General features: G+C 72.2%; 13 protein-coding genes. 12 read left to right on the top strand and 1 reads right to left on the bottom strand.

The genetic code is table 11. The annotated features are described in order from the left end of the window. Positions 1-136: 136 nt before the first annotated feature. From CXR04_RS03645 to CXR04_RS03600, 10 genes are all read left to right on the top strand, one after another. Positions 137-814, top strand: coding sequence for a lytic polysaccharide monooxygenase auxiliary activity family 9 protein (locus CXR04_RS03645; protein ID WP_101420458.1), 678 nt, complete (start codon positions 137-139; stop codon positions 812-814). Positions 815-944: 130 nt separating this feature from the next. Continuing rightward, positions 945-1,679, top strand: a complete 735-nt coding sequence (locus CXR04_RS03640; protein WP_234380038.1) for a GntR family transcriptional regulator — start codon at positions 945-947, stop codon at positions 1,677-1,679. Then, positions 1,600-3,522, top strand: a complete 1,923-nt coding sequence (locus CXR04_RS35495) for a hypothetical protein (protein ID WP_324843323.1) — start codon at positions 1,600-1,602, stop codon at positions 3,520-3,522. Before CXR04_RS03640 ends, CXR04_RS35495 begins: the two co-directional genes overlap by 80 nt. A gap of 29 nt (positions 3,523-3,551) precedes the next feature. Further along, positions 3,552-4,367 carry an SAM-dependent methyltransferase gene (locus CXR04_RS03625; protein ID WP_234380037.1) on the top strand — a complete coding sequence of 272 codons (816 nt, stop codon included), beginning with the start codon at positions 3,552-3,554 and terminating at the stop codon, positions 4,365-4,367. Positions 4,368-4,747: 380 nt separating this feature from the next. After that, positions 4,748-5,650 (top strand): aromatic prenyltransferase, encoded by a 903-nt coding sequence (locus CXR04_RS03620; RefSeq protein WP_101420456.1) that lies wholly within the window; start codon positions 4,748-4,750, stop codon positions 5,648-5,650. 49 nt (positions 5,651-5,699) lie between these two features. Then, on the top strand, positions 5,700-5,831 hold the full coding sequence (locus tag CXR04_RS36360) for a hypothetical protein (protein WP_267898173.1): 132 nt from the start codon (positions 5,700-5,702) through the stop codon (positions 5,829-5,831). Then, positions 5,831-7,057 carry an FAD-dependent monooxygenase gene (locus tag CXR04_RS03615; protein WP_101420455.1) on the top strand — a complete coding sequence of 409 codons (1,227 nt, stop codon included), beginning with the start codon at positions 5,831-5,833 and terminating at the stop codon, positions 7,055-7,057. Before CXR04_RS36360 ends, CXR04_RS03615 begins: the two co-directional genes overlap by 1 nt. 299 nt (positions 7,058-7,356) lie before the next feature. Continuing rightward, a complete protein-coding gene (locus CXR04_RS03610) occupies positions 7,357-7,863 on the top strand; it encodes a PhzA/PhzB family protein (protein WP_101420454.1) in 507 nt (168 codons plus the stop codon). 116 nt (positions 7,864-7,979) lie between these two features. After that, positions 7,980-8,333 (top strand): DUF1330 domain-containing protein, encoded by a 354-nt coding sequence (locus CXR04_RS03605; protein ID WP_101420453.1) that lies wholly within the window; start codon positions 7,980-7,982, stop codon positions 8,331-8,333. A 218-nt stretch (positions 8,334-8,551) separates the two neighbouring features. Beyond that, a complete protein-coding gene (locus CXR04_RS03600; protein ID WP_101420452.1) occupies positions 8,552-9,697 on the top strand; it encodes a methyltransferase in 1,146 nt (381 codons plus the stop codon). A gap of 279 nt (positions 9,698-9,976) precedes the next feature. Here the strand turns inward: CXR04_RS03600 and CXR04_RS03595 are convergent, their stop codons facing one another. Beyond that, positions 9,977-10,873: a S1 family peptidase gene (locus CXR04_RS03595; RefSeq protein ID WP_101420451.1), complete on the bottom strand. Its 897-nt coding sequence runs from the start codon at positions 10,871-10,873 to the stop codon at positions 9,977-9,979. 783 nt (positions 10,874-11,656) lie between these two features. On the opposite strand from CXR04_RS03595, the gene CXR04_RS03590 reads away from it, so the two are divergent. Next, positions 11,657-12,118 (top strand): PhzA/PhzB family protein, encoded by a 462-nt coding sequence (locus tag CXR04_RS03590; protein WP_101420450.1) that lies wholly within the window; start codon positions 11,657-11,659, stop codon positions 12,116-12,118. A 56-nt stretch (positions 12,119-12,174) separates the two neighbouring features. After that, positions 12,175-13,344: a 3-deoxy-7-phosphoheptulonate synthase gene (locus CXR04_RS03585; protein WP_101420449.1), complete on the top strand. Its 1,170-nt coding sequence runs from the start codon at positions 12,175-12,177 to the stop codon at positions 13,342-13,344. Positions 13,345-13,372: the final 28 nt, after the last annotated feature.

Genomic DNA, 13,372 nt, shown 5'->3' with positions numbered 1-13,372 from the left:
GTACGGGGGTAGGACGGGGCGGGGGACCGAAACTCATCGCGGCGCAGGTTTCGTACGGGCACCGCCGGGCAGGGTCCGGAGAATGGGAGCGCTCCCAATCCCATGTCCCCCACCCCCTCCCGGAGGAGGAGTCGCAGTGTCATCGCCATCGAACGATCGCACCGACGCGCGGAGCCTGCCCGTCCGCGCCCTCCTGGCCGTCCTGGCCGCCGCCGCGCTCCTGCTGACGCCCTGGACCGGCGGCACCGCCCAGGCCCACGGCTCGGCCGCCGACCCCGTCTCCCGCAACTACGGCTGCTGGCAGCGCTGGGGAAGCGACTTCCAGAACCCGGACATGCAGCAGCAGGACCCCATGTGCTGGCAGGCGTGGCAGCACGACACCAACGGCATGTGGAACTGGAACGGCCTCTACCGCGAGGGCACCGGCGGCAACTTCCAGGCCCACATCCCCGACAACCAGCTCTGCAGCGCCGGCCGCACCCAGGACGGCCGCTACGACTCCATGGACACCCCGGGGCCGTGGAAGACCGACTCCCTCGGCACGAACTTCACCGTCGACGTCCTCGACCAGGCGTACCACGGCGCCGACTACCTCTACGTCTACGTGACCCGGCAGGGCTACGACGCGAAGACCGACGCGCTCGACTGGGCCGACCTGGAGCGCGTGGCCACCGCGGGCCCGTACGGCCCCGCCAACCACTACACCGCGAACGCCAGCGCACCCGGCCGCAGCGGGCACCACATCGTCTACACCATCTGGAAGGCGTCGCACGCGGACCAGATCTACTTCTTCTGCAGCGACGTGACGTTCTAGCGGCCCCCGGGCTGGCGGAAGTCCGTAACCGCCCGGCGTCGTCCCAGCTCAGGCCCCTACCGCGGGCGCTTCGGGACGGCGCAACACTGCGGCAACACACGTCCGCGCGGCACGCGCCTGTGGTGCCGTCATGCCTTCCGCAGCACGCCTGAGAGAGCAGCCCGCCGCCGGCCGGCCGAGCCCGGCCGGCGGCGGTGCCGGCGGTCACGGCACGGCCGCCGCGCGCCGCCGCCGGCTGCGCGCGGACCGGGCGCGGCAGTTGGCCGACCTGCTGCGCGGCCAGGTGCTCGGCGGCGCGTACGCCGGCGGCGTGCTGCCGCACGAGTCGGTCCTCGGCGCCGACTACGGCGCCACCCGCAACACCGTGCGCCAGGTGCTCGACCTGCTGCGCTCCGAGCGGCTGGTGGTGCGGGTGCCCGGGCTGGGCACGGTGGTCGTCGCGGAGAAGTACGCGCACGGGCTCGACCGGCTGCAGGGCCTGGCCGAGACGCTGCACGAGCACGGCCGCGTCACCAACGGGATCCGCACCGCGGGCCCGGTCGCCGCCCCCGCCTGCGTCGCCGAGCGCCTCGGCGCGCCCGAGGGCGGCGAGGTGCTGTACGTGGAGCGGCTGCGCCGCCTCGGCGGGCTGCCGCTCTCCCTGGACCTGACGTACCTGCCCATGGACATCGGCGTCCGGCTCCTCGGCGCCGACCTGGAGAACACCGATCGCCGCGATGGGCGCGCGGACGCCGCACGAGCTGATGCGCTGCGCCGAGGTCACGTGCATCCGCGACTGCGCCGAGATGGCCCCGCGCGCCGCGCTGGCCCGCACCGAGTCCCGCTGGGGCCTGTACCACCGGCGCACCGACCACCCGGCGCGTGACGACGAGCGCTGGCTGCACCATCTGGACCTGCGCAAGTCGCCGTCCGGGGCGATGGAGTTCACCGCCCGCCCGGTCGAGCCGTACGTGGTGCCGGTGGCCGGGTACGAGCCGCGCGGCGGGCCCGAGCGGCACCTCGGCGAGGTCCGCGGCGAAGCCGTCGCGCGGGCCGGCGGCGGCGCTGCGCCGGGACCCGCGCCGGCGGCGTGCCGGGACCGGCCGCGGCCCACGCGCCCGCGGGCGACCCGCGCATCCTGCGCGTACTGGCGTTCGCCGAGGAGCAGTTCACGCTCGACGAGCTGCGGCCCTCCCTCGCCGACCCGGGCGCCGACGTCCGGCGTGCCGCCGTCCTCGCCCTGCTGGAGCACCGGGCCGCCGGCGCCTCCGCCGCCGCGCTGGCCTCCGTCGCCGCCGACCCGGACGTCCGCGCCTACGCCCGCCGCGCCCTGCCGCCCGGCTGACGCGGGCCGCCCTGCGGAACACGCGGCTCCGGCGCACCAACCCCCATGTTGCAAAAGGAACTCGACCGGGGAGCGCGCCGAACGTACGCGCGGAAGGCATGTCTATGATCAGGCATCAGTCAGTCCGGCACCCCCGTCAGCCCGACCGGCCCCCGGCCGCCCGATCGTCGATGGATCTCATATGTCTCTGCACCACGTGCGTAGAAAGGCGGTCCCCCTCGCCGCCGCCGTAGCGATGCTGTCCGTGCTGGCCGCCTGTGGCGACAGCGACGACGGCGGCGATGACGGCAAGAACACCGAGAACACCGCCTCCCCGGCCGCCGAGGCCGGCGGCGCCACGGACCTGAGCAAGGAGTGCCCGGAGACGATCGTGGTCCAGACGGCGTGGTGGCCGGACATCACCTCCGCCGGCGCCATGTACCAGCTCCTCGGCGACGACATGGACGTCGACGCCAACGCCAAGAAGGTCACCGCGCCGCTCGTCGCCTCCGGCGGCAAGGACACCGGCGTGAAGCTGGAGCTGCGCTCCGGCGGCCCGGCGATCGGCTTCAACCCGACGTCCTCGCAGATGTACACGGACGACAGCATCCACCTGGGCATCCCCCAGGGCTTCGACGAGGCGATCCAGAACTCCGACAAGCAGCCGACGCTCGCGGTGATGTCGCTGCTGGCGAAGAACCCGCAGGTCATCATGTGGGACCCGGAGAAGCACCCGGACGTGAAGTCGATCGAGGACATCGGCAAGACCGACACCACCGTCGTCTACGTCCCCACGCCCTACATGGACTACCTGACCAGCAAGGGCATCCTGAAGAAGGACCAGGTCGACAGCTCGGGCGACGGTTCCCCCGCGCGCTTCGTCGCCGCCGGCGGCGACATCGCCACCTCGGGGTACGCCACCGAGGACCCGTACATCTACGAGGAGGAGCTGCCCGACTGGGGCAAGCCGGTCGAGTCGCAGCTCGCGTACGAGTACTACCCGAACCCCGGTCCCTCGCCGATGATCCGCCCGGCGGACAAGGCCGAGCTGGCGCCGTGCCTGAAGAAGCTCGTGCCCGTCATCCAGCAGGGCGCGGTCGACCTGATGGAGAACCCGGACCCGGTGATCGACAAGGTCATCGAGCTGCGCGACACCTTCAAGGCCGACCAGCCGTTCTCCAAGGGCGTCGGGAAGTACTCGGTGGAGCAGATGCAGGCGCTCGACCTCGTCGCCGAACCCGGCAAGCCGGTCGGCGAGTTCGACACCGCGCGGGTGCAGGAGCTGATCGACGTCGCCGGTCCCGTCTTCGAGTCGCAGAAGAAGCCGATCAAGGACGGGCTGACGCCCGAGGACCTGGTGACCAACGAGTTCATCGACACCTCGATCACGCTCGGCGGCGAGTGAGACCGGTGGCTGCGGGTACGGAGGCGGACATGACGGATGACGGGGACCCGGCCGGTCGCGAGGGGAGAATGCCGCTGCCGGACGCGCGCAAGCCCCATCCCTCGCGCTTCTGGGACTACGCGCTGGGCGGCCGTGACAACGTGCACGCCGACCGCGACCTGCTGGAGGAGGCCGAGCAGATCATGCCCGACCTCAAGGTGCTCACGCGGGAGCAGCGGCTCTTCGTCGACCGCACCGTCGAGTACTGGGTCGGCGAGGCCGGGGTGCGGCAGATCCTCGACATCGGCGGGGGCATGCCCACGGACATCTACGACAACGTCCACGAGGTCGCCCACCGCATCGCGCCGGACACGCGGGTCGTGTACGTCGACAAGAACCCCGTCGCCGTCGCGCACATGGCGGCCCTCCAGGCCGACGGCGAGTACACGGTGGCCCTCGAAGGCGACGCGCGCGACCCGGACACCATCCTGTTCGACGAAGTCGTCAGGTCCACCCTGGACTTCACGATGCCCGTCGGCGTCCTGCTCTCGGGCATCCTGCACTTCCTCACCGACGAGGAGGACCCGGCGGCCATCGTGTCCCGGATCCACGAGGCGGTGGTGCCGGGCAGCTTCCTGTCGGTCAACCACATCTCGTCCGACGTCGACCCGCGCGTGCCGGACGTCATCGAGATCTTCCGCCGGGCCAGCGACCCGCTGATCGACCGGGGCCGCGCGGACCTGGAGCGGATCCTGGCGCCCTGGACCATGGTCGATCCCGGCCTGGTTCCGGTGAGTCAGTGGCGCCCGGCCGGCGAGGTGCAGAACGCGTGCGACGCCTACGGGGCGGTGCTGCGCAAGGTGTGAGGCGGGCCGCGCCGTACGGCGCAGGCGGTGACGGCCGCCGCCGGGGACTCCCCGGCGGCGGCCGTCCGCGTGCGGTGCGGGTCCGGTCCCGCCGCCGTGAATGTGCCGGCTTCCGGCGGCCGTCCGCCGGGAATTGACGAATAGTCCCCGCCCGGGCACCGTCGGTGAATACACGCCTCCTTTTCCGGCGGTTCAGGCTGCTGTCAAGCGGCCGCCAAGCCGCCGTAAAGTCAAAGGCAAGCGGGAGCTGGGAGGATCCGGGCGTGTTCCCAGGCCGATCGCGGGGTGTTCACCCTTGCCCACGCCTGCTTCGGGCAGTACGGCTAGGAATTAGCGGTTCCGATTGACTGAAGCGAGGTCGACCCCCCTTGGAGGGAAGAATGCCCGAGGCCGCCAAACTGGAAACCGTCTATTCGGCCGTCGAGGAGACCTCCCGGCTGGTGGCTGCGCCATGTTCCCGGGAGAAGGTCTGGCCGGCTCTGGACACCTTCGGCAAGTGGCTCGGGGACGACGCCCACATCATCTTCAGCATGGGGACCGGCGAGCGTTACCGGGGCGAGCTGGCCTTCGACTTCACCTTGCCCACCGAGACGGGCGACCCTTATGCCGCCGCGGTGGCCGGCGGCCTGCTCGACAAGACCGACCACGCGGTCACGGGGCTGTTTCCCGAGATTCGCGACCGCTTTCCCGTCGATGCCTATGCCGTTGATTTCGGCGTCGTCGGCGGCTTCCGGAAAGCGGTGACTTTCTTCCCGCTCGCCAAGCCGCAGAGCATGAAGGCGCTCGCGGAACTGCCGTCCATGCCGCCGGCCCTCGCCGAGCACGCCGATTCCTTCGGCGAGGCCGGTCTCGACGGCAAGGTGTCCGCCATCGGCGTCGACTACCGCAGCCGCAGTTGGAACCTCTACATCAGCGGGCTCACCCCCGAGTACACGCGCCCCGACGCCATCGTCCCCGCCCTGCGCGGCATGGGGCTGCCGGAGCCGAGCGAGCACATGCTGGAGTTCATCGGCACCTCGTACGCCATGTACCCGACCTTCGGCTGGGACACCACCCGCATCGAGCGCATGTGCTTCTCCACCCGGACCTCCGACCCGGATCTGCTGCCGTCCCGGATAGCGCCCGAGGTCGGGAAGTTCGCCCGCGACATGCCGACCGTGCACGGCGGCGACCCGACGTACGTCTACGCCGGCACGGTGGCGAGGGGCGAGGAGTTCTTCAAGCTCGCCTCGTATTACCAGATGTCATCTCAGGTTTCCGACCGGGTACGTCCCGCGGACTGACCCCGGCCGGAATGCACGCCGGAAAGCACGTGAGCACAAGGAGCCGAGCATGACCGAGACCCGAGAACGCACCGAACCCGAGGACCCGGCCACGCTGTCCGTCCACCTCCGCAACCACGAACCCGCACCTGCCGGAAACGCCTCCACCCGGTGTTCCGGCGCAACCGGGGGAGGCGCCTGATGGCCGCTCCCGTGCTCATCGCCGGCGGCGGCATCGGCGGGCTCACCACCGCGCTGAGCCTGCACGCCGCCGGCATCGACTCGCTCGTCGTCGAGAGCGCCCGCCGCATCGAACCCCTCGGCGTCGGCATCAACCTCCTCTCCCACGGCGTCCGCGAGCTGACCGAACTGGGGCTCGGCGACGAGCTCGCCGAACTCGGCGTGCCCACCGCCGAGTACGTCTTCTGCGACAAGTCCGGCAACCAGCTCTTCGCCCAGCCCCGCGGCAAGGCGACCGGCTCGAACTGGCCGCAGTACTGCATCCACCGCGGCGAACTGCACCTGATGCTCCTGGACGAGGTCCGCAGGCGGCTCGGCGCCGACGCCGTCCGCACCGGCACCCGGCTGCACGGCTTCACCCAGCACGGCGACGGCGTCGAGGTCGTCGTGACGGACCGCGACAGCGGTGCCACCGAGACCGTCCAGGCCGCCGGGCTGATCGGCGCGGACGGGCTGAACTCCACGGTCCGCGCCCGGCTGCACCCCGACGAGAGGCAACTGGCCTGGTCCGGCCAGCGGATGTGGCGCGGCGTGACCGAGGGCGTGCCGCCGTTCCTCACCGGCCGCTCCTGGGCCGGGGCGAGCGACGGCGACGTGACGCTCGTGGCGTACCCGATCGGCAAGGACCGCACCAACTGGGTCTGCCTGGTACGGGTCGCCGAGCCGGGCCTGCTGCCCGAGGCCGCCGACGGCCCGGTCGACGACCGCCGCGAGGGCCTGCTCAAGGAGGTGCTGTCGCACTACGAGGGCTGGTCGCTGGGCTGGCTCGACGTGCGCGACCTGCTGGAGCGCTCCGGGGACGTCCTGGAGTACCCGATGGTCGACCGCGACCCGCTGCCCGCCTGGGGCAGCGGCCGCGTCACGCTCCTCGGCGACGCCGCCCACCCCATGTACCCGGCGGGCGGCAACGGCGCGGCACAGGCCGTCCTGGACGCGCGGGTGCTGGCGTACGAACTGGCGCGGGCGGACGGGGACGTGCCGGCCGGGCTGGCCGCGTACGAGAGCGCCCGCCTGGAGGAGGCCAACGGCGTCGTCATGGCCGCCAGGGCCATGGAGCGGGCCACGAGCCCCGACACCTGGGACCGCGCCCGGGTCACGCAGATGATGGAGATGTACCGCAAGAAGGCCGAGAGCGAGGTGGCGCAGCTCAACTCCCGCCCCTCCTACACCCCGCCGCGCCGGGAGTAGAGCCGCCGGTCACGACCGGCCCCGGCCGGAACGAGGACTCGGTGCGCGGGCACGCAGCGGTGCCCTGCGGCGTCCCGGCGACGGGACCACCGCGGAGTCGAGACCGAAGGGGCCCGCCGGCATCCGCCGGCGGGCCCCGGCTGCTCTCCGGCGACCTCCCCGCACCCGCCCCGGCCGGGCCGGCTCCGGCTTCCGGCCGGGGGACCCGCGCGTACGGCCGCAGCCGTCCCCCACGGCGGCGTACGCGCTTCTCCCCACGGCACCACCGACCACATCCGACACATGCGCCAGGAGACGCCATGACCCCGTCCGTGTCCCGACCACCCGACACCGCCGCTCCGGTGTTCACCGACCACCACGACCTGCGGGCCCGCAACCTCCTGGCCGTCGAGCAGTACATGCGGACCGGCGCGGAGGCCCGGCTGCGGCGCTACACCCTCTACACCGACGAGGGCACCGCGTCGCTCTTCTACACCGACATGGGGCGGCCCATCGTCGTCAGGGGGCGCGAGAAGCTGAAGCGCCACGGCGAGTTGTCGATGCAGGTGCTGCCGGACTGGCAGTGGCACGACGTGCACATCTACCAGACACAGGACCCGTCGGTCATCTGGGTCGAGTGCCAGGGCGAGGGCACCATCCTCTTCCCCGGCTATCCCCAGGGCCGCTACCGCAACCACTTCATCCACGGCTTCACCCTCAGCGACGGACAGATCCTGGCGAGCCGCGAGTACACCAACCCGATCGAGCACATGCGCGCGCTGAGCATCGAGACCCCCCACATCGAGCGGGACTGGATCCCCTCCTGACGGGCGCGTCCCACGCCGCGTGCCGGGGTCGCCTACCCGGCGGGTAATCGACCCCGGTCCGCCCTGCTGCGAAGATCGGCAGGGTACGGACCGCGCGAGCGAACGGAAGGACCGCCATGACCGCCTACGCCATCGCCAAGCTGCAGGACGCCGCCCCCCACCCGGAGGTCGCCGACTACATCGAGCGGCTGCCGGCCACCTTCGAGCCGTACGGCGGGCGCTTCCTCGTGCACGCCACGCCGCACGAGGTGAAGGAGGGCGACTGGCCCGGGGCCGTGGTCATGATCGGCTTCCCCGGGATCGCCGAGGCGCGGGCCTGGTGGGAGTCGCCGGCCTACCGGGAGCTGGCGCCGCTGCGTTCGCGGCACATCGACGGCGACATCATCCTCGTCGAGGGCGTGCCCGGGGACTACGTCCCGACGGCCGCGGTCCGCGCGATCCGCGAGGCCGCCGCCGGGGGCGGCGCGTAGCGGCAGGGGGCGGTACGCCGCGGAGGCCGGGGCTCCGTGCGGCCCGGGTGTGCGGAATCCGGATTCCGTGTATGCCCTATCCGTGCGGTGACCGGCGCCGCTTAGCCGGCGCCAGTTCGACGCCAGTTCGACATGTACCGATGGCCTAGACGCGGGGTCGAAACTCGTGGAATCCGCAACGTGCGGACAAGATCCCACACATCCACGAGGAGGACACTTTGTCCAGCACCAGAAAGGCGGCCGCCGCGGCGGCGACCGCACTCCCGGACGGCCCCCGGCCCCGCCCCGGCGGCGACGGCGCCGGCTCCTCCGGCACGTACTCCGTGCTCGACTTCCTGACCGACGGCGAGAACGACGCCGCCGGCCGCCAGTTGGTCCAGCTCTTCTCGGGCTACCTCTACACCCCCGTCGCCGTCGCGATCGTCGAGTTAGGCATCCTCGGCCGGTTAGCGGGCAAGGCGCTCACCCCTGAGGACATCGCGAAGGACGCGGGCACCGACCCCGATGCCACGGGCCGGCTGCTGCGGGCGGGGATGGCCGTCGGGCTGCTCTCCGGGGACGAGGACGGCAGGTTCCGGCTGTCCGCGGCCGGCGAGCGGCTCGGCCCGGACGCCGGGCGGCTCGGCGAGATGGCCGTGCTGTGGCTGGAGCCGATCCGCGAGGCCATGGTGGGCCTCGCCGAGCACGTACGCAGCGGGCAGCAGGTCGATCCGGCCGCCCCCGGCGGCTTCTGGGACTACCTGGGCAGCCACCCGGGCGAGGCCGTGAAGTTCGCCCGCGCCATGGGCTACGCCACCTCCCGGCTGCCGGCCGCCCTGGACGCCGCCGGCTACCGCCCGCCGGCCGCCTCGCGGGTCGTGGACGTCGGCGGCAACCGGGGCACGATGCTCGCCTGGCTGCTCAAGGCGCTGCCCGACGCGGCCGGGGTGATCTTCGACCGCGCCGAGGCGATGGCGACGGCCCCGGACTTCCTCGGCGCCGCCGGCGTCCAGCACCGCACCGAGCTGGTGCCCGGCAGCTTCTTCAACGAGGTGCCCGAGGGCGACCTGCACCTGCTCAGCCGGGTGCTGCACAACTGGGACGACAAGAGCGTCCGGCGGATCGTCGCCAACTGCGCGAAGGCCGGCAGCAGGGGCGGTTCGCTCGTCGTCGTCGAGTACGTCCTGCCCGCCGTGCCGGAACCGGCGGCCGGCCACCTGATGGACGTCATGATGATGGTCCTCTACGGGGGCAGGGAGCGGACCCTGGAGCAGCACCGGGCGCTCATCGAGCCCTGCGGTTACGCGCTGCGCGAGGAGTACCCCGTCGGGGCGGTGGACGGCGGCCAGCCGCCGCTGCGGGTGCTGGAGTTCGTACGCACCTGATCCCCGCGGTCTGGTCCCACGAGTGCACGTGAGCGAAGCCCGCCGTGCGGGACGGCATCCCCGTGGCGCGGCTGGAAGTCCCATCGGTGACCGGTGACGGACACCGGGGCACGGTTCGTCGGCGTACCCGCGCCGACCGCGCACGAACCGTGCCCGCCCCTGAAAACGGACCCGGGGAAGCGCCCCGCCCGGCCGCGCGCCGGCGGCGGGAAACGCGAACCCCGGCCGGCGGGTGCCGGCCGGGGCGAGGTGCCGTGTGCCGCGTGCGCTGTGCCGGGTCTAGAAGACGCTGACGCCGTAGGCGTTCAGGGCCTCGACGACCGGCTGGTAGAACGTGGTGCCGCCGGAGGAGCAGTTGCCGCTGCCGCCGGAGGTCAGGCCGAGGGCCGTGCTGCCGGCGAAGAGCGAGCCGCCGCTGTCGCCGGGCTCGGCGCAGACGTTCGTCTGGATCATGCCGTACACGATGTCGCCGCCGCCGTAGTTGACGGTGGCGTTCAGGCCCGTGACGGACCCGCCGTGCACACCGGTGGTGCTGCCGCTGCGCCGGACGGACTGCCCGACCGACGGGTTGGCGGCGTTGGTGATGTCCTGGTACGACCCGTTGTACAGGTACACCCGGCCGTCCGCCGCTGCGGGGTTGGAGTGCCGGATGATGCCGTAGTCGTTCGTCGGGAAGCTGGTGCCGGTCCTGGTACCGATGGACCACGAGCTGCCGATGTTGGTGCAGTGACCGGCGGTCAGGGCGAACTTGGTACCGCTGCTGTTCTGGACGTTGAAGCCGAGCGAGCAGCGGGCGCCGCCGGTGGTGATGGCTTCGCCGCCGGCGATGTACTTGGTGAACTTGCCGTTGGTGCGGTTGATGTCGACCGCTCCGGCCTGCTCGCCGGCCGCCTCGGTGATCCGGGCCACCTCGGCCTTGGAGACGGTGCTGTCGACGGTGACCACGACGGTGTCGCTGGCGCGGTCCACGTACCAGGCGCTGCCCGCGACGCCCGCTTCGCCGACCGCCTGGTCGACGGCCCGGAGTTCGGCCGCGCTGAACGAGGGTGAGGCTTCCTGCGCGTTCGCACCCGCGGGCAGCGCGAGCGCTGCCACGGCGGCGAGGCCGGCGGTCGCGGTGATGAACCGCAGCTTGCCGCGGGAAGCCCCGGTGGGGGTGGTGCGAGGGATCTTCACAGATGTCTCCTCTGGTCTGGGGGAAACCAGGGCCCGAAGTGACGGGCCCGTGAGACACACCGTCAGCGGCCCGGTTTTTGCCGTGCCCCTGACATGCCGTAGGGGAGTCTTGGGCACCCGGCGGCGAAGCGCAAGACCGCCCCGGGACCGGTCCGCCCCGTACGCCCCGCGGGCACGCCCACGCCCCACGCGTACGCCCCGCCGCGCCCGGCCGCGGCGCCGGCGCCCAAATGCCCGCGGGATCCGGCCCGGTGACGGCCGCCCCAGCGGTTTTCGACCCGTACTCTATGAAGGCGCACATTCACGTCACGACGCCGGTCGCGACGTATTGAACATACCGCCGGAATCAGAATGGCAAATCATTGCCACGCATCCGTGCAGAGTCGCTTGCGCGCATGGAAACGGCCCGGCGGGCGGATATGGTGCTGGAGTAGATCCGATCCGTACAAGGGACAAGGGGGGCTCGACCCGGTGGTGCGTGTTTCAGTCCGATCTTCCACCGTGGCCGCACCTCCACTGCGGCACCTCCGGATCCCGAGAACCGGGCCCGCGCAGCGGTTTGCCCGCGGCGCGCCAAGGCCGGCCGGGAATTCCGCCCGGACCCGCTGACGCGCGGGTCCTGTTCGCTGCACTAACCCGGAATTCCAGGGAAACCGCCGGTGCCGCAAGGGCCTCAGAACACCCGCGTCCCCGGCGGCCGCCGACCGTATTCGGGACAACGGAGTCCGCCCGGTCCATACCCTCCCACCCGCCCGCAAGAGTAAAAGGGAAGCGAGAGCACGTATGTCCACAGATAAAGAGGTACGGGACCACAACCGCGCCATCGTCGACAAGTACATGCACTGCCGCGGCCAGGACCGGCTGGAGCGGCACCTGCTGTTCACCGAGGACGGCACCGGCGGCCTGTGGACCACCGAAACCGGCGAGCCCATCGTCATCAGCGGCCGCGACACCCTCGGCGAGCACGCCGTCTGGTCGCTGAAGTGCTTCCCCGACTGGGCCTGGATCAACATCGAGATATTCGACACCCAGGACCCCAACCGCTTCTGGGTGGAGTGCGACGGCGAAGGCAAGATCCTCTTCCCCGGTTACGAACCCGGCCACTACCGCAACCACTTCCTGCACTCCTTCCTCTTCGAGGACGGCAAGATCAAGCAGCAGCGCGAGTTCATGAACCCCTGCCAGCAGTTCCGCGCCCTGGGCATCGAAGTGCCCTCGGTGCGCCGCGAAGGCATCCCGACCTGACCGCTGCCGGCCCACCACCCGCGAACCTCGACACGCACACCCGGCAGGGGGAGACCGTGCCAACCTCAGTCCAGGACTTCCACGCACGACCCGCGCTCCAGCAACCCGTGTGGGAGGACACCGGCCAGGTGCGACGGGTACGCGAGGCCCTCGACGCCGCGCCGCCGCTCGTCACCGACGACGGCGCGGCGCGGCTGCGGCGCGCCCTCGCCGACGTCGCCGAGGGACGCGCCCACCTCATCCAGGCCGGTGACTGCGCGGAGGACCCCGCGGAGTCCACCCCGTACCACGTGCGGCGCAAGAGCGAGCTCCTCCACGCGCTCGCCGGCACCGCGGCCGGCATCACCGGCCGCCCCGCCCTGCGCGTCGGCCGCATGGCCGGGCAGTTCGCCAAACCCCGCTCCAAGCCCGTCGAGCAGATCGGCGACACCACCCTGCCCGTCTACCGCGGGCACATGGTCAACGCCCCCGAGCCCGACGCCCAGGCGCGCCGCGCCGACCCGTGGCGCATCCTCACCTGCTTCCGCGCCGCCCAGGCCGTCGTACGCGAACTCGACGGCATCAACGCCGGCCGCCCCGACGCGGAACAGGTGTGGATCAGCCACGAGGCGCTGCTCCTCGACTACGAGACGCCGATGCTGCGGCGCACTGCCACCGGCGCGAGCTACCTCGCCTCCGCACACCTGCCGTGGGTCGGCGAGCGCACCCGCCGCCCGGACGGCGCCCACGTCGGGCTGCTGGCCGGCGTCGTCAACCCCGTGGCGTGCAAGATCGGTTCGGGCACCACCGCCGAGGACATCACCGAACTCGCCGACCGCCTCGACCCCGACCGCAGCCCCGGGCGCCTCGTGCTCATCGCCCGCATGGGCGCCGGCTTCGTCACCAGCCGGCTGCCCGCCCTCGTCCAGGCCGTGCGCGCCGCCGGGCACCCCGCCGTGTGGATCTGCGACCCCATGCACGGCAACACCATCACAGGACCCGACGGGCTGAAGACCCGCCTCATGGGCGCCATGCTCGCCGAGATCCACGGGTTCTGCGACGTCGTCGGCGCCGCCGGCGGCACCAACGGCGGACTCCACCTGGAGACCACCCCGGACCCGGTCACCGAGTGCGCCACCGACGTGGCCGCCATCGGCTCCGCCGGCCGGCGCACCACCTTCTGCGACCCCCGGCTCAACCCCGGCCAGGCCCACCGGCTCGTCGCCGCCTGGGCCGAGGCCCGCTGACAGCCACACCGGGCACCGGGCCCTTCCC

The organism is Streptomyces sp. CMB-StM0423, from assembly GCF_002847285.1.
GTDB lineage: Bacteria > Actinomycetota > Actinomycetes > Streptomycetales > Streptomycetaceae > Streptomyces.
The sequence above is the reverse complement of the archived record's forward strand: the minus strand, read 5'-3'. Positions and strand labels throughout refer to the sequence as shown.